Consider the following 16,894-nt stretch of genomic DNA (forward strand, 5'->3'; position numbering starts at 1 on the left):
GCATTATGGCACCCTCGACTGCTATTGACTATAGTCAACAGTGGTCCGGGTCAATATCGTCTCAATGGTCAAGATCGCGCTCGGGCGCCCGCCGACGTCAAAGTCGAGCCACTCGATGATCGTGTGCCAAGATCTCCGTCCGCAGCAGCAGTCGGAAGCTGACCCGGAGCTGGACGCTCCGCCGACACCAGCGCGGTCCGCGCTCATGGGGCGTGTTCGGGGGAAGAACACGACGCCAGAGATGGTCGTGCGTCGAGCTGCCCATCGCCTGGGGCTCCGCTTTCGTATTCATCGTCGCGACATGCCGGGCACGCCGGACATCGTGCTCCGTAAGCATCGCCTGGTGATCTTCGTTCACGGCTGCTTCTGGCACCGGCATGAAGGATGCCGACGATGCACGACGCCGAAAACCAGAGCTGAATTCTGGAGCGAGAAGTTCAGGAGGAACGTGGAACGTGATCACCGCCACGTAGACGCGCTCCGAAAGCGGGGGTGGAACGTCCTGATTGTATGGGAGTGTGAGACGAAAAATCCGAGAGAGCTGGACGTACTTCTCATCGAAGCGACCACGGACAGGACGAGCTAAATGGAGCACGTTGAACGTCAAGCACATTGCAGACGGATGTCTTGAATCTGGAGTTCCGAACGTCCGCTATTGGGGTTTAAAAGACTCGCTGCTCTCGCATAGAGACCTCCAGCCCCCTTATCTACGATGTCCGCTTTCAAGAACGGCAAAGCTCAACATCCAACTTGGGCGCATTGCCGGCAGCGTCTGGGCCGCAACCGGACAGACAACTTTCCGACGGCCTGACTGCGAAAGTGGGGTCTCTAAGCGGCCAACAATGTTTCCGGGCCTGGCCAGCAAACCATAGCGATTGGCCAGCGCGATGCAGCCACGCCACTCGAGGTCTACGGCCTCGCGTAGCTCGGGCGAGGAAGTATTGCTGCCGCCTTCCAAACCAGACTAGGCGGGAAGGAAGATCATAGCCGGATAGTCTATGAGGTCCGGCCAGTCTGGATGTGGGCGGTTCCTGCGCGGAGTCGCGTAGTCCGTCTTGAACCACCCGTTCACAACCGTGACACTGCACGGCGGCAGCGCCTTCGTCTTCTTCTCGTTGAGGCCCTACACTGGCTTCAGAACAATGCCTTGGCCAGCATGAAGAGCGTCGTCGTACAGCCGCGACTTTGCGACGACTATTTGACGGTCCCAAGCACGGTGTAGCGATCCGGCGGATCTGGTCGATGGTTTTTCGTCACTACCGATCTGGATGCAAGAGTTCCTCCGAAACGTGATGGCGCCTGCAAGGTCGGACATTCCAGATGTCAAATAAGGTATGTCGGTAATTCGGGTCGCCAATCTGCAAGCCAAAACCCGAGAATGGCCTCGTTAGTGCCGGCTTAGGCGATTAGCCGTCCTGGGAAGTTGCTATGGCTTCCTCGTACTCATGGGTGCCACACTCCTGAAGTGACCCGTCTCGCGATGGCGACCGGGCAGCTAGCCCTGCCGGCGGCGGTGCCATCAAGGTGTTACTTACCTTCTCTTTTCCGTCGCTTTTCTCTCCCGCGGATTGCTTTTTCGCGCCGAGACCTTCGCTGTGGCTCACCTTTCAAACGCTGCGCCATTTCCTCGATTTCGGTTTTAGCAAGCGCAATCGCGCCGGCAGGAAGGAAGTGGCCGGTTATCCATCCGTTGATGTAGTCTTTGATGGGCTGGGCGCTTCCTCTTATGATGAACGCAAGCGTTAGCGCCCACCCATTGGCCCGATGCCTGATCATGCGTTCGAGCAGAATGCTGGTCGCCTGCTGGGATCGCAGATCATAGCGCCCTGACCCACTCCAAAGCTTGTTGAGAAATTCAATGGATACCTTGAGATGGGACCTCATGTCGGCGTTCGCAGTGCCCATAAAATTCGATAGGGCGCGGAAGTTTGCTAGATCGCCAGTCTGATCCTCTCGGAGAGCCGTGAGCATCACGTCGGCTTCCAAGGAAAGATGCCCATGGCGACGCCACGCCAGCTTAACGACTAGATCGACGTACCGTGATCGATCGATCGCTCCAACGTCCTGGGCAAACGAAAAAACTGTCTGTAGCCAAACACCCCTGGTCGAGCACGCAGCTTCACCGTACTGGCGGAAATGCATGTCCTCCGAAACGAGCACATGCTCCGTTCCCGCCAAATTGGCGGCGTCAAGCACATGACTACCGAAGGATTGGTGGATCATCGTCGCCAGTTCGGACGGATTGTCGGCGACAATAACGGGGCGGATCTCGCACGCCGTCTCGATTCTAGAAAGCTGCTCTTGGATATAGGCGCGCCGTGCAGCGGCGTCCTCGGCGGTGTGCTCCTGTTTGATGTATTCGCCGTTATGCCAAGCGACGGTCATCGAGCGTTCGGCCGTGAGATCCTGCTCGTCTCTCAGCGTTCGCAGCTCATCAACGACTGATTGTGCGACGATGACCGATCCGAATGTCGGTTGCAGAACATCGAAGGCATCCATCGTCGAGACGGTCCAAGCGGTGTAGGTATCGAGGACCGCGCCAGAACTTCTATGCCGCTCGATGATCTGGCGAGCGGCGACGCGCTCGGCGTCCGTGCCGACGCAGGTTCGGATGTCGAAATCGAGCGAGCGAACGTACTCGACAAACCGGATGGTATCGCCGCCGCGTTTGGAGACGACCAGGCTGAGCGGGCAATTGTTCCGGAGGTAGAGATCGGCGAGCTTGCGATTGCTCTCAGACACGCGCCTCACCTGATCCAGCGCAGGCTGAATATCCCCCTCTTCCATTGTGATTTTGTAGAAGCCCTCCGCGTCGGGGAACCTTTTTTCGAAGTTCTCCATCATGTCGTGAAGAGCATGCAGATATTTGTGCTTGATCTCGGTGACCCGCCATTTGCGAACCTCGCCGAAGACCGCCGGCATTTCGAATACATCTCCCACGCTCAAGCCTAGAGCTGCGGCCGCGGTCGCATGTGTCGGGCTTAAAACATCCTCCGCAGGCCGGTCCTCCCCCTCTTCGATGAGAAAGGCGTGCACCTCACGACGATCGCTCTCCAGACGGACCCAGGTATCGACGGCCACGGTTTCCGCAGACGGAACAAAGCCGTCCTCCGGATCCATCATGATCAGGCCGAAATAGCGGAGAGCCGCCTCGTGATCGTTCCTGGCGGATTGAAGAACGGCGTAGGCGTATTCGAGCGCCCTGGCTCCCTCCCCCACTTTGCGCATAACCTGGGCCAAAGACATCTTCTGGCCAGGCGTCCCCATCACTTCATCGAGATCAATTCCCTCGATGACCGCCTTCACCTCGGCGCCTCGGTCGAGACGATGCAGGACCGAGAACAGCGCCAGGTAGGTGTCGAGCTCCGGTTGCGTCGCGATGGCTTTCCTCAGCGCCGCTTCCGCCTCGGGAAGCGCACCGCGGTTGAAATGCAGCAGGCCCTCGGCATGGAGGAAGAATGGAAGCCCCCGCACCTCCGCAGGAAGGCGCTCGAAGAAGGACAGCGCTCGTTGCCGGATGGGGCTGTCGTTGACAAAGGCGCGAGCCAGCACCCGCAACTCGTTGTTGTCGTGATCTTCAGCGACGTGGCCATCCAACAAATCCGCAACGATCGAAGAATCGCCACGGCGAGCTGCATGATGCGCGACCATCAGCCTGTCTGCCGCGTGACTTCCAATCGCGATGTGACCTAGGGCGGCTTTGAAGGCGCCGTCTGCGATTTCTTCGAAACCTTCCCGGCGGGCAAAATCGGCGACAACGACGCTTGCGCGCGGGTTGCTGGACGCCTCCACCGCGACAGCGGAAATCTCCCGCCGACGCGCTTCCTCGTCACTGCCGCCGATCTTGATCGCCGCCAGCTTGCCGGTCGTCGAAATGATCGGCGCTTCCACCGGCGGGATCAAAGAGGCATCTTCCTCAACGAGACGTGCGACCTCGCCCCAATCGGCCCGGGATGCGTGGAAGCGGAACTTCAGGACGGTCGCATCGGAGTTCCGAGGCAGTTTGGCGAGGAGCTCGTGCGCCAACGCCTCATCATCGGCGTCTAGAGCGACAACGGCCGCTCGGGTGACAATTTCGACATCATCGGGCGCAAGCGAAAGACCGTGGCGCGCGACCTCGAGCGCCTTGGGCAGATCGCCGAGCGCATGCAGTCCAACTAGGACATTGCCACACAGCGCGGCATCCTCAGGCCGTAAGGCGCCCTCCGTCACCCGCTCGCGATCCCATTGCGATACCAGCGTTGCCGTAGCGGCTTCCAGTCTGGCCCGCTCCGCAGGAGACAAAACACGCGTGCGCTGAAAGCTCTCACTCGTTAGAATCTGGTCTAGCTCGGCCTCCGCCGCAAACTGGACCGCGTGGGGTTCGGACGGGTGTGCTTCGAGTACCTCTTTGGCGACGGGCCACCACTCGCCCGGCTGTCCACGGCGCCGGATAAAATCCACCCGACCGATTTGCACAGGCGCAGTGTGATGAAGCTGTTCGGGAATGATGCTGAGCGGATCGCTGACGGAGGAATCGAACCGGGCGGCCTGAACCAGATAGCCCGCAAGGCCCTCGTTTCCCGGATCCGCGTCAAGCTTCGCTCCGCCAAAGGTGAGAAGTTCCTGCCATTCTCCTCGCAACAGCAGCCCAAAAGCCTTGTTGGCGACGGCTTTCGGTTCGTCCGGCGCATGGTCATAGGACGACAGCAGCATGGCGGAGGCTTCGTCGTCCTTACCGAGCGCAAGCAGGCAATGGCCAATATTCGCCTTGACGCGAAAGAGGAGGCGGCCAGAGGCCGTGCTCCGGACGCGCTCGAGCAGCTTTTCCAGAAGCGGTAACGCCGTCAGCGTCTTTCCGCTGTTGTTGAGTTCCCGGTACTCGTCGATCTCCGCGTCGAGATGCGCCTCGAACGTGCTCAAAGCCACCGTTGCGTCACTTGGCGGAACAGCCAACCGCGCGCTCACCTCCGTGAGCATCGCTTCCATGCGAGAGAAACCAGCACCCATTTCGCCACGGGTCTCGGTCTGGGCGATGGTGATCTGGCGGGTTTCGTCGAGAATATGCTCGCTGAACGGGCCGTAGGTCGGATCGAACGCCTTGCGGGCCCCCGCGTCCTCGCTGATTTTTTCCTCCAGCGTGTTCCATCCCCAGACGAATACGCGGAGCTTACGTCCCGTTTTCGCCAGCTCGGCCGTGATCCCGCGTGCAAGCTCCTGCATCGCGACGTCGTCCGGCGCAGTGGTCGTGACGTAGTATTCCTTGAGAGGCGGCTTGAACGTCAGGGCCTTTCGGACTTCCTCCCGAACCTCATCCTCGGTGAGGAAATGCCCTTCGCTCTTCAACTTGCATTGAATGCCAACGTGCCAATCCGCGTCATCGTCACGGATCCCGAAAAGATCGACGCCGTTCTGCCGTTGGCCGCGCCGACCATTCCGCTGCACCGACCGATCATTGAGCAAGCCTCGCCACAGCACGACAGAGGCGCGCTCGAAGGCTTGCTCGTCGGCAGGCTTTGGAATCTGGGTGGCGGCGAGAAGCGACATAAAAGGCGGTCACCCCTCGATGCCCAACTCGCCGAGTAGGCGAGAAAGGCTATCGTTCACCGCGCGCTGCCGCAGCGACCGCTGTTCGCGAATATCGGCGTCTTCATCATCGCCTTCGATTTCGAACCGCGCGACCGCTACCGGTCCTTCACGAAGGTAGCCTTCGTCAGGCTTCGGGTCGCAAAAGCGCTTCAAAAGGATCGCCAGCGCTTCGCCGATGATTCCGGCGTGTTTGCCAGTCAGGGCATCCTTGAATTTGGCAATGGCGCCATCCAGCTCACCCTCGCCATGCTCAAGGCAATAGACAAGGTCATGGGCGTCCTTCCCCTCGCGACGGTGGTCGAAGGCGAACGCCTTCAGGCAGGTGAACGATACGATATTCGCGTAAGGAATCGTTTCGGTCGCTCGCCCTTTTTGTCCAAGGAGATCGGCTGTCACCTCCATATGGTCGTGGAGGTCGAAAACGAGCGATGCGTGAGGAATGTTGACGGCCGAGATGTTTCCCTCGGTCGGCAGCTCTTGCAGCGCACCGCCTTTCACCTTCGGGTCGTCGGCCAGGAATTCAAGAATGACCGTGACCCCGTGCTCGGTCTTGGTCTTCCAGCGCCAATTGACCTTCACGCCTTTGTCGTTTTCCGCGCGCTCGAACCCCATCCGCTTGAGGTTCTCCTCCAGCGTGCGATAGGCTTCGGTGTCCGCGAGAACGGCGAGGTCGACGACGATGTCAATATCACCCGTGCCGGCATGAGCCGGAACGGCTGGCGGCCGCGCCGTCACCAGATAGCGCGGCGTCAATCCGCCGACCAAGAACACCGAATTCCGCCACGGTCCGAGGCCGCTGAATAGCGTGACAAGCACACGCTCGCAGTCCCGCGTGACGTCTTGACTGTAGTCGACGAGAAACTGCGGCTTGGACATCATTCCTCCAGTTTCTCGGCACGAAGATGCTGCGCCAATTCCTTGGCCCGGCCCCCCGCTTGCAGCAGGTCAAGGTAGGTTTGGAGCGGATCGGCGACCCACAGGTCATCGATCCTCTGGCGAAATCGCAGCTCGTCGTCGGACTTCAACTCGTGAACGCCAAGATTCCAGCCGTCCCGGACGGGCCGTGCCTCGATAGCGTCTAGGGCGGCATGCATCGCCCGGCCAACAGGAATGCGACAGGAAACCTGGGAAGTGCTCGACAGATAAGGAGCATGGATTTGCCCAGCTGAGATGCCGGTGAGCTCGTATCGGATGCCTTCGATCTGGCATTCATGATCAAGCCGCCGTTGCAAATCCGGAGGCGTCGTCGATCGCACATAGTAATGTCGCACGGCCTTCGGTTTGACTGAGCCTTGATAGGTCGACCAGGCATCGAGCAGAGCGCGCGGATTGATCAAGTGGCGCTCTTTCGAGGGGCCAGCGCCGCGAACCTCGACCCACTCCCGGCGCTCGACTGCGATCAAGGTTTCCGACGCCGTCGCGGGCGACACCCCTGCCCGCTCCGCGATCTCGTGGACGCCGAACCAATCCGATTTGGCGACCCAGACAGCGTGCAGGACCTGGGCACGTCGGCCAGCGAACAAGTTGTTCAGGGAGCGGGATTGTTTCCGCGATGCCGGCTTGTCGACGTGGAGGTAGAGTCCCCTCGCAGCAATGAACAGGCTCCCGCTGGAGTCGAAATAGCCAATCCGTTCATCGCGGAGCAATTGCCGGGCACCAGGCGAAATGGTCTCGGCCATGAGCACTGGCACGACTGGATAAGCGCCGACTTGCTGTTGGGCGAGATAGTTTCTGAACTGCCAGATTGCCTCGCGGGCATCGCGAGGAAAGAGCGAAGGCTTGGCCTCGACGATGAGCCGATAGGGCTCACCGTCCGAGCTCATTTCCACCATGAAATCCGGTCGATATGAGCCTCGCGCCCCCTCTGGCTCGCGTATAACATGGGGCGCGGCGCCAGCGATTGCGGTCAGGGCCTCGACAAAATTCTCAATGAGTGCTTCTTCCGCTTGGTCTTCCATCGTCATTTTCTGCGCAGTGAATAACGGCTGAATAGCGTATATTCGATGTCAGGTCAATATTTTCTGCGCAGTGAAATTGTAGCGGAAAGGGCCAGGAAGGGTTCGAGGCGTGCCAGATCGCGAGCGACATCGGGTCGGGATTGCCACATAGGATCTCGGTGACATAGCCGTTCGTAACAAAGCCGTGCCTAACCGCCGTCCAGCGAGCCGCCATCGGGATCGTTTTCCGGGTTGTTGGCAAAAGTTGTCGGCATCTGTCCGGCTAACAGCTTCTCCTTTGACAGCAGCCCCGCATCTTCGAGCGCCTCGAAATCCGGCAGGTCGCGCAGCGTGTCGAGCCCGAACTCCAGCAGGAATTCTTTCGTCGTCACATAGGTGTAGGGCGCGCCCGGCGTTGGGCTGCGCGGACCGGAAGCGATCAGGCCGGCACCGCGCAGATGACCAATAAAATCGCGACTGATCTCCTTGCCGAAGAAAGACGACAGTTCGGCGCGGGTGATCGGCTGGAAGTAGCCGATGCACATCAGCACCAAAACCTCCGACTGCGTAAGGTCGGCCGTCTTCCCACTTCCACCTACAGCAGCGCGGATGGCATCGGCATAAGCCGGGCGGGTCAGATGCTTCCAGCCTCCGGCGACCGAAACCAGATCGTAAGGGCGGCCGCGCAGCTCCTCGCGGATGTCGTCGATCAGCAGGTCGATGCTGCAGTTTTTTCCGACGATCCGCGCGAGCGTCCCGCGGCCGACCGGTTCGTTGGCGGCGAAGATGGTCGCTTCGACACGGTTCATCCATTCACGCCAACGCGCTTCCGGCGGCAGATGATCCAGTTCCCGGTCAAACAGCTGGTCAGCTGATCGACGGTCATCTGGCTGGCTCCCTCCTCGCCTACGTGCACTCTCCGCCATTGTCTTCACAGCCCGTAGATGCGGAAGGTGGCGCGGCCGGACAATTCACGCACGGCGCCGAGCTCGACCAGCCGGTCGAACAGGCGGCGCAGGCCGCGATCGCTCATGCCGGCGATTTGTTCCGAAGCGACGATCGGTCGTCAGAGAGCAGCCTTTCCAAGACGACGTCCGCCGCCTTGGCCCTGAGTTTCGGCGCAACCGCAAGCAGCCGATCCGCGCGGCGCTCAAGTTCGGCGAAAAGATCAATGGCGCGCAGCGCAGCGCGCGCCTGTGCGGCCAGTAGGCTTTTAGCCCAATCGACTTCCGTTTCGGCGCCGGCAGCCAGAGCGGCAGTCCCTGGTCGACGCGCCCGGCCCGTACCCACAACTAAGGTCGCTTCGGCGCCCAACAAAGGGATTGCATGTGTCCAGCCTAGCCGCTGCGCGAACAAGACATCCGCAAGCCAGGCTCCGAGAACGTGCCGGAAGCCGTAACGCTCCGCGGCCGCGAAGGCCCCGACAAGCGTTTCGACCGTGCCGGTGTTGGCGGCAAGCTGTCGCAGATCGTCCGTCAGATCGCTGACGGCCTCATCGTTGAGTGTGAGACCTAGATCTTCCAGCACTGCCGCGACATTTCTCTCCGTCAGCAGATCGTCCGCTGGCCGAGATGCCAGCCGCCGCCAAGCAAGAAGGAAAAGGCCGGCGGGACCGACATTGTCGCCCGGTCTTGTAAGCAATACGGCATCGCGCAAGGCCGCTTCGTCCTCGACGCGACCCGCCTGCTTTGCCGTTGCCGCGGCCGCCGAAATTGCCAGCCGCTGCCGCCAGGCGCCGGCCCACCGCTCCTGCCGCCGAACCACCGCATCGAGTGCGCCGATGGTGGCGCCTGCGATGAGCGCCACCTCCTCAACATTTTTTCCAGCAAGGCTTTGCCCATCGGGAACCGCCCGACGCAACCAAGCAGGAACGGCGGCTTTCGATGCAGCGACGCTGGCTTCACCAGTCAGCGTACCGTGGTAGCGCAGGGACAGTTTGGGTCGAAGAATCATCCGCGACAGGATGAATCCTGGCGGCGCTTTTAGCAACCCGTTTTGCACCTAACCGCCGCGCCTGTCGCATACATAAAACGAATGATAATCTTGCATTATCAGTCGCTTAACTCTACTCATTCCACTCGCAACAAGTTAGCTGGATAACATCACTCTTCGGGCACACCCGGGCGACGGTTCGGTGCAGCCACTCACGTCAATCCGGACAGTCCCGTCTTCTCGTCGCGACTATCCCGGTACCCGGAGGGTGGTCACGGCGACCTGCTTCCGAGCCACCTTTCGAATAGGCCGAGCTCGGATCACCAACTCTAAAGCTCCGCGTGATTGCCTATTCGATAAACCCTCCGTCAAGATTGCAGCGGCTAGAAGCCGCCGCAGCCAAACCGTCACAGCGCCCGCCCAATCGAACCTGAAATCATACCGGCCGGCGGACTTGCACGGGGGCTGTCAGTGGAGCAGGCGCGTGAAAGAGCACATGAAATAGGTGTATCGCCAATATTTTCGTATTGCTCTAATCGATTATAGTTGTGAAGCGCAATTTCAGCCCGTTTACTTGCCGCTCAAGTCACGCATAAAAGAAGGTAGCACCGATTCGGTAGCTTATCCCCTGTCTTTTGCGTACTCGCGGCCCGTGGCGCCGAGTGGACGATTGAAGATCGCCGGTCTCACTAGCAGGTGGGCACAAGCGCCTGGGGCCGGTTGGCAAGCCACAGGAGTAGGACAAATGTCGAAGGATTCGGGTAAGGGCGATCACGGCGGCGGGCCAGGCAAGATTGAGATCACGGTGGTGGTGAACGGCCAGCCCACGCAGGTCGAAGCCAATCCCAACCAGCCGCTTCACGTCGTTCGTGCCAAAGCCCTTGAGAACACGCAGAACGTCGCCCAGCCGGCCGAGAATTGGGAATTCAAGGATGAGGCCGGCAACCTGCTCGACGTTGACAAAAAAGTTGGCGATTTCGGTTTCGCGAACATTGTGACCCTGTTCCTCAGCCTGAAGGCGGGTGTAGCAGGTGCCTGAAATCCAGACTGTGGACCCTGCGGTCTCGCGAGCGAAATTCGATCGGCAGATCGGCTGGTTCCAAACACAAGCGGGCGCTTACCGGGCTCAGGGTTGTTTCCTGATCGAGGCGAGATTCCCTACTGCCTTCTTCATCTTCGCACCGCCCAAGATAAGGCCACAGATAATCGGTGCAGCTGTCGAGATCGACTTCTCTAATTACGACCTCCGACCTCCGTCGGTAGTCTTCGTCGACCCCTTTACCCGCCGGCCGGTTGCCCGCAAGGATTTACTGCTAAGTATGCTCAGACGACCGCATCTACCCGGAACCCCACCGGATATGATTTCGGTCCTCATGCAGCAGAAAGCTCTGTCGCTATCGGACTTCCTCCAGGCCAACAGTGCGGAACATACGCCATTCCTGTGCATGGCAGGCGTCCGGGAATACCACGACAATCCAGCCCATTCAGGTGACTCATGGCTTCTCCACCGGGGTTCTGGCGAAGGCTGTTTGGCCTTTATCCTGGACAAGATCATCAAGTACGGGACCGGCCCCGTGGAGCAGATCCAGTATCAGTTCCAAATCTCAGTGGGAGCGATGGTAGTACCCCCATCCGCCATCCCGGAATGAGCGTTTTGATGGATGTAACGACCGTGACGCTCCCGCGCCACTGCATCTCGACTGTGCATGCGCATCTGCGCTCGGTTGGTCGCGAAGGCAATGAGGGGATGGCGCTCTGGGTCGGCGTTCAGCAAGACCAGCATTTTGCCGTAACAGAGACCGTTATCCCGGCGCAGCGTCACATTCGGACGGGAGATGGTGTTTGCGTGATGGTTCCGGCCGAGGAACTGCACCGGCTTAATGTCTGGCTCTACAATAGCGGCCTGAAACTCTTGGCCCAGATCCATAGCCATCCGGGCCGAGCCTACCATTCGACGACCGACGATGCTTATGCGGTTGCTACCACGGTTGGGTGTCTGTCGCTGGTAGTGCCGAATTTCGCCCGTGAGCCTTTCGATTTTGCTCGAGTCGCCGCCTATCGGCTCGACGGAAAAGCCAACTGGAATGCGCTCCCTTCCGCGGCACTGTCGCGAATGATCACAATAACGAGTTGAACAATGGCACTCGCTAACTTTATCGACCGCGCCGCCACGGCGGCATCTCAGGTCCTAGCCGATTTTCATCTGGAGGACTTTAAAGCAGCTCTTGAAAAGCAGGTCGTGGCCGTCGCCTTTGACGATCAAGCCGCTTCCTGCGCCGAAGGCCAGGCGACACTAGATCTTGCGGTGAGGTTGCTCGCCAGGCTCTATCCAGTTTTGGCGATAGTCCCGCTGGGCAGCGCGGCAAGCTCTCAAGCCCAAGCGCTGGAGCGCTTGGCAAAGTCGATAAATCCAAAAGTTGGCATCCGGCGTTCCGGCAAGTCTGCCACCATCTGCGTAGTTGCAGGGGTGACGCGCCCACCACTCCCGTGCCCGACCTTTTTCATGGGATCGGACGGTTGGGCGGCAAAGCTGTCGCGTACGGACCCGGTGGGCTCCGGCTCGAGTTTGCTGCCCTATGGAGCTGGCGCCGCCAGTTGCTTCGGCGCCGCCAACGTCTTTCGAACCATCTTCGCCGCCCAGCTGACCGGCGCCGAGTTAGACGAAACCATCGACCTCTTGTTATACAGCTACGACAAGACCAGAGCCGGCGAGGCAGGCCCGATCGACATACCTGTCGACCTTGGCGAAACGCACCTCGTTGGGCTCGGTGCGATAGGCCATGGCTCGCTTTGGGCGCTAGCGAGACAACCCGGTCTCACGGGTCGTCTGCATGTAATCGATCACGAAGCAATCGAACTCTCAAACCTGCAGCGCTACGCCTTGGCCGGCCAGGCGGAGATTGGCATGTCCAAGGCGGTTCTTGCAGCCACCGCCCTTAGATCGACGGCCCTTGGGGTCGAGGCGCAGCCGCTGACGTGGGCAGAATATGTTGCGCGCCACGGCGACTGGGTCTTCGAGCGAGTGGGTGTGGCGCTTGACACCGCCGCCGACCGTCTGGCGGTCCAAGGTGCTCTGCCCCGATGGATCGTGAATGCCTGGACGCAGGAGCACGACCTCGGCATCTCGCGGCACGGGTTCGATGACGGCCAAGCTTGCCTTTGTTGCATGTACCTGCCGTCCGGGAAATCCAAGGACGAGCACCAGCTGATTGCCGAGGAACTCGGAATACCGGAAGCACACGAGCAGGTGAAAACGCTCCTGCAGACCAATGCCGGAGTTCCCAACGACTTTGTAGTTCGGGTGGCTACAGCGATGGCTGTGCCGTTTGAACCGCTAGCCCCGTTTGTTGGCCAGCCCCTGCGTTCGTTTTATCAGCAGGCTATCTGCGGCGGTCTGGTGTTCCAGCTCAGTGATGGAAGTCGCCGCGTTCGAACCGTGGTTCCGATGGCCTTCCAGTCAGCGCTTGCCGGGATTATGCTTGCCGCCGAGCTCGTCAAACATAGCGCGGGTTTTCCCGTGGGCCCGACGACGAGCACTCGGGTGAATCTTCTGCGCCCACTTGGCTCCCACTTGCACGATCCGAAGGCCAAGGATTCCAGCGGCCGCTGCATCTGTAGCGATGACGATTTCATTGCCGCTTACAGGCGCAAATACGGCAAGAGCGTCGTACAGCTAAGCGATGTCTCCGCCGCCTAAGCAGACGCGCGGATGTCTCCGTTGCCGCCGGGCGGCGATGTGCGCGCCACTACGAAACGCTATGTCCGCTCCTCTGCCGTCCGAGGGTCCATGAGATAGCCTCCCCACGCGCCACACCGGAAACCTCCTTTCCGATGTACCGATCAAGCACCGGCCTCCATGGCACGAGCGTGAACTCGCGCGACTTCTCGATCACGGCATATTTGCCGCTGGCAAGCTCGACCGATCGGCGCAGCGTGCCTTCTATTCGTTCTCCAGGCTGCGCTTCGGCATACGAGAGACCGAGCTGATCCGACAGCTGGCCGGCGACACGGTTCAGCTCGTGCTGGCGCAGGATCGAAATCATGTTGGCACGATAGACGACCCGGTCCTGTTCTTCATGCGCGAGGCCTTGCGCGATCAGCCACTGCCGCCGACGGGCATGCGCCTCCCGCACCTCATGCCCGAAGCCTGAGTTGCGCAACGGCTCCGGTCTCTCGGCAACCAGGTTCCGGTCGAGCCAGGTGGCGCCTTCGAAGCTGACTTGGCGTTCCAGCGGCATTGATGAGAGCTTCTCGACTATCACAGGCTCGACCCTGGCCCGCAGGCGCTCGTATTCCGCGACACGATCGAGATGATCCGGCGCGATGATCCAGGTGCCATTCGGCTCGCGCTCCACGCCGCCGGTGGAGCGCCGGATCGCCTCCAGCCGGCGGATATGCGTCTCGGCAAAGCTTTCGCTGGCGAACGCATCATGCTTGAGGTGCATATCGACGCTGTAACGGCCGCCGTGTGCGGTAGCGATGTCGGCGATTGTACGGTCGACTTGCCTGGGCTTGGTATCCCTCGACATGACACGCACGATGCAGCCGTCGGGCGTCGGTTCTGTCAACTCGCCTTTGCCGATGTCTATCCAATGGCTTTTGCCGTCAAGGCCGTCGACGATGAGGTAATGCCGATCGTTGATTTCGTCGGCGAGCCCGCGCGCGACGAGGCGGCCGACGACCGGTGGGGAGGGCTCTTCACGTCGATCGTGGACAAGGTAATCGGCGGCACTGCGAGCGAGCCCCTTGGCAGTCAGCTCGCGGTGCATGGTCTTGATGATGTCGCCGCGTTCGCCGGTGCGGCGCAGCGTGGCTTCCAGCTCATCATCCAGGCGCCAGCGGACCGGGTCGACCTCCTCGGCTAAGCCCATCCGCTCGAGCTTGCGCAGACGGCCTTGATGCAGCGTCTGGCGAAAGGCGTCGCGGCCGTCCGTAGAAACAAGTCGGTCCTCATCGCGCATGCGCAGCAGCTGCCGGTCGATGCTGGTGAAGCGTTCTTGCTCCATTTCCTGGCGCAAGCGCTGTTCAATCTCGCGGTCGGTGCGGGGACCGAGGTCGAGGCTCACCAGTTCGGCCGCCCGCTTGCGGATGCCGCTCGAAATATACTCTCGCGCGATGACGAGGTTTTCGCCGCGATCATCCTTGCCGCGGACAATGATATGGGTGTGCGGATGGCCGGTGTTGAAATGGTCGACGGCAACCCAGTCGAGCTTCGTGCCGAGGTCCTCTTGCATCTGCGCCATGAGACGGCGGGCGAGCGGCTTGAGGTCGTCATAGTCGATGCCATCCTCGGGAGCGACGATGAAGCGGAATTGATGCCGGTCGCTATCCGCGCGATCGACGAAGGCCTTACTGTCGATGCGATCACTGCCGGGGCCATAGAGTTTGCCGGGTTCGCCTTCCCTGGTGACGCCATCGCGCTGGATGTAGCGCAGATGCGCACGCGCTCCGTCCGCACCCTTGCCGGCCAGCTTCACAATCCGCGCCTTGACCATCACCCGCCGCTGCCGGAAGGCGGCATACCGGTCGCGTGACTTGAGCAGCGCGGCCGCCGCCCCGCCGCGGCCTGTCCGGCTCCCCGTGAAGCGACCGCCGCGCTGGAGGCGGCCGCCGGCTCGGTTGATCGCTGCCTTGACTTGGCCGGCATAGCGCTTGCCTGCTTTCGAGCCGCGCGAGCCGATCTTGCCGAGCTTCGGCCTGAACTCATCGTCCTGCATACCAGCCTCCGGGCAAATTCAAGCGAAACCTGAGTCTCGCTGGCCCACCCTCCTGGCGCCGCCGGCAGCCTCCGGCTAAAACGATGTGCAGACAAAGGTTTCGCCGCCTCATGGAGGCGGTGCCTTTATCTTGCCTTACGCGCCCCTCGCCTTAAGCGTCCCTGGCCCCTCCCGGATGCCCTCAACATCGCTAGCCATTGTGCTTCTTTGGCCGCGGGCGATCCCTGCCGAGCGGCACGAAAAGGCCGCCATTCGTTTCACCGGCGCGAACACCGCCGCGAAGGAAGAACAAAGAGCGTCCGGAGGGAGCGTTCCGCCCCTTTGAAGTTGTGGATTGACCTTTGAATTCGTTCATGTCGGCCGCCGAAATCCCCGTCGCCTCAAGCTGTTTCAGATAGGCAACGGTCTCTTTCGGCAGCGGCCTTCGAAGCTTCAAATGGCCTTCATAGCGCTCGGGTCCAGCGTTGTAGGCGGCAAACAGGCCGGGGAATCCGAACCGCTTATACATGGCGCTGAGATAGGCGGTTCCGGCCAAGATGTTGTCGCGCGGATCGTGCGGGTCGGCTCCCAGACCGTGCTCGACGCGCATCTCCTGATAGGTGCCGGGCATCACCTGCATAAGGCCCATGGCGCCGGCGCGGGAGGTGATGGGACGGCCATCGAGGACGGTCTTGCCGCGGCTTTCGGCATCGATGACGGCGCAAATCCAGGCCTGGGGAATGTGGAAGCGTGCGCTTGCTTCCGATACGAAGTGCTGCCATCGTTGCAGCTGCGGACTTTGGGAGATGACGGCTGGCTCAGCGCCGGTCGAGGCGGAACAGGCGCATGGCGCGACGGCGATCATGCCGAGCATCAGGAGGGTCACTCGGTCCATAGCGGCACCAGCCTCCCGATGATGTTTTCGGCCGGCACCGGCCCGAAATAGCGACTGTCGAAGGAGTGATTTTTCTCGTTGCCGAGCAGGAAAACCTCGTCATGGGCGAGCGCTCGGCAGCCGTTCCACCAGGGCAGCGGACGGCCTTGCGTGTCGATTTTGAGCCGACGGGCGACGATCTCGCCGCCGATGATGATGGCATTACTAAAGGCGCAGACATGCTCGTCCGGCAGCGCGGCGAGACGCTTCACCAGCGGTATATTGCGAGGCAGATAGCCGCGTTGGTCGGCGAGATAGGCAACGAAGCCAGGCGGGCGGGCGAGCACAAGATCGCCGCGCGCAGGCGTGCCAGACCCAACGCGATAGAGACCGACCGGCGCGCTAGCCGAGGCGTTCCAGACCAGCAAGGGAGACGGCTTTGGGAGCGCCGTGAAGCCTGTCAGGCTCAGGCCAATCGCGGCGATGGCGATTGCCTTGCGCGCCCGAACGCGCCGCAAACGGCTGCCGATCAGATGGATGGAAGGCAGCCGGCTCATGAGCGGTCTCCCTCGTCGGCTGAGCCGGAACCGCCCTTGTCATCGTCGGAGCCAGGTTCTGGCGGGCGGCCTTTCGACCAGTCGTCGAGTTCGTCGATGTGGTAGCGGACATAGCGGCCGTGCTTGCGGTATTTCGGGCCGCCGCCGGTCAGCCGCATCTTTTCCAGGGTGCGCTGGGACAGGCCGATATAGAAGGCAGCCTGCGCGGTGTTGAGAAACGGACTGCCCTTCTTGGCGCGGGCCGCGCGGTCGTTTTCGTCGTCCATGATGGTCCTCGTTTCGCTTCGGACAAGCGACCGCGAGGATCGGCGAACGAGGTCGTCGTGGGGA

Annotated in this window: 13 protein-coding genes and 1 pseudogene; 5 read left to right on the forward strand and 9 right to left on the reverse strand. The window is 61.0% G+C overall.

Annotation, left to right across the window (positions count from 1 at the left end; translation table 11 throughout):
* The first annotated feature begins 115 nt into the window (after positions 1 to 115).
* Positions 116 to 586 (forward strand): very short patch repair endonuclease, encoded by a 471-nt coding sequence (locus tag CN311_RS28795; RefSeq protein WP_097577018.1) that lies wholly within the window; start codon positions 116 to 118, stop codon positions 584 to 586.
* A 941-nt stretch (positions 587 to 1,527) separates the two neighbouring features.
* Here CN311_RS28795 and CN311_RS28800 read toward each other — a convergent pair.
* From CN311_RS28800 to CN311_RS28825, 5 genes and pseudogenes are all read right to left on the reverse strand, one after another.
* Positions 1,528 to 5,526 (reverse strand): tetratricopeptide repeat protein, encoded by a 3,999-nt coding sequence (locus CN311_RS28800; protein WP_133117283.1) that lies wholly within the window; start codon positions 5,524 to 5,526, stop codon positions 1,528 to 1,530.
* Between the two features lie 9 nt (positions 5,527 to 5,535).
* The gene (locus tag CN311_RS28810) at positions 5,536 to 6,444 is read right to left on the reverse strand and encodes a nucleotidyltransferase family protein (protein WP_097577019.1); all 909 of its coding nucleotides are present in this window, start codon (positions 6,442 to 6,444) and stop codon (positions 5,536 to 5,538) included.
* The gene (locus tag CN311_RS28815; RefSeq protein WP_245440983.1) at positions 6,444 to 7,532 is read right to left on the reverse strand and encodes a hypothetical protein; all 1,089 of its coding nucleotides are present in this window, start codon (positions 7,530 to 7,532) and stop codon (positions 6,444 to 6,446) included. Before CN311_RS28815 ends, CN311_RS28810 begins: the two co-directional genes overlap by 1 nt.
* 182 nt (positions 7,533 to 7,714) lie before the next feature.
* On the reverse strand, positions 7,715 to 8,431 hold the full coding sequence (gene scpB / locus CN311_RS28820) for an SMC-Scp complex subunit ScpB (RefSeq protein WP_097577021.1): 717 nt from the start codon (positions 8,429 to 8,431) through the stop codon (positions 7,715 to 7,717).
* Positions 8,432 to 8,436: 5 nt separating this feature from the next.
* Positions 8,437 to 9,458, reverse strand: a pseudogene (locus CN311_RS28825) (DUF1403 family protein).
* A gap of 724 nt (positions 9,459 to 10,182) precedes the next feature.
* Between CN311_RS28825 and CN311_RS28830 the strand changes: the two are divergent.
* Genes CN311_RS28830 through CN311_RS28845 form a run of 4 tightly spaced genes read left to right on the forward strand, consistent with a single transcriptional unit; the run spans position 10,183 to position 13,134 of the window.
* Entirely contained in the window at positions 10,183 to 10,476 is a 294-nt protein-coding gene (locus CN311_RS28830) for a DUF2604 domain-containing protein (protein WP_027033387.1), read from the forward strand.
* Positions 10,469 to 11,086 (forward strand): putative metal-binding protein, encoded by a 618-nt coding sequence (locus tag CN311_RS28835; RefSeq protein ID WP_097577013.1) that lies wholly within the window; start codon positions 10,469 to 10,471, stop codon positions 11,084 to 11,086. Before CN311_RS28830 ends, CN311_RS28835 begins: the two co-directional genes overlap by 8 nt.
* A gap of 8 nt (positions 11,087 to 11,094) precedes the next feature.
* Entirely contained in the window at positions 11,095 to 11,571 is a 477-nt protein-coding gene (locus CN311_RS28840; RefSeq protein ID WP_224713146.1) for a Mov34/MPN/PAD-1 family protein, read from the forward strand.
* 3 nt (positions 11,572 to 11,574) lie between these two features.
* The gene (locus CN311_RS28845) at positions 11,575 to 13,134 is read left to right on the forward strand and encodes an E2 ligase fold family C protein (RefSeq protein WP_097577014.1); all 1,560 of its coding nucleotides are present in this window, start codon (positions 11,575 to 11,577) and stop codon (positions 13,132 to 13,134) included.
* 49 nt (positions 13,135 to 13,183) lie between these two features.
* Here the strand turns inward: CN311_RS28845 and rlxS are convergent, their stop codons facing one another.
* From rlxS to CN311_RS28865, 4 genes are all read right to left on the reverse strand, one after another.
* Positions 13,184 to 15,154 carry a relaxase/mobilization nuclease RlxS gene (rlxS, locus tag CN311_RS28850; protein WP_097577015.1) on the reverse strand — a complete coding sequence of 657 codons (1,971 nt, stop codon included), beginning with the start codon at positions 15,152 to 15,154 and terminating at the stop codon, positions 13,184 to 13,186.
* A gap of 190 nt (positions 15,155 to 15,344) precedes the next feature.
* On the reverse strand, positions 15,345 to 16,028 hold the full coding sequence (locus CN311_RS28855; RefSeq protein ID WP_097577016.1) for a lytic transglycosylase domain-containing protein: 684 nt from the start codon (positions 16,026 to 16,028) through the stop codon (positions 15,345 to 15,347).
* The gene (locus tag CN311_RS28860) at positions 16,016 to 16,564 is read right to left on the reverse strand and encodes a S26 family signal peptidase (protein ID WP_097577017.1); all 549 of its coding nucleotides are present in this window, start codon (positions 16,562 to 16,564) and stop codon (positions 16,016 to 16,018) included. The genes CN311_RS28855 and CN311_RS28860 overlap by 13 nt, the downstream gene beginning before the upstream one ends.
* Positions 16,561 to 16,830: a helix-turn-helix transcriptional regulator gene (locus CN311_RS28865; RefSeq protein WP_069091175.1), complete on the reverse strand. Its 270-nt coding sequence runs from the start codon at positions 16,828 to 16,830 to the stop codon at positions 16,561 to 16,563. Before CN311_RS28865 ends, CN311_RS28860 begins: the two co-directional genes overlap by 4 nt.
* Between the last annotated feature and the right edge of the window lie 64 nt (positions 16,831 to 16,894).

Origin of the sequence: Mesorhizobium sanjuanii (assembly GCF_002529485.1) — a bacterium.
GTDB lineage: Bacteria > Pseudomonadota > Alphaproteobacteria > Rhizobiales > Rhizobiaceae > Mesorhizobium > Mesorhizobium sanjuanii.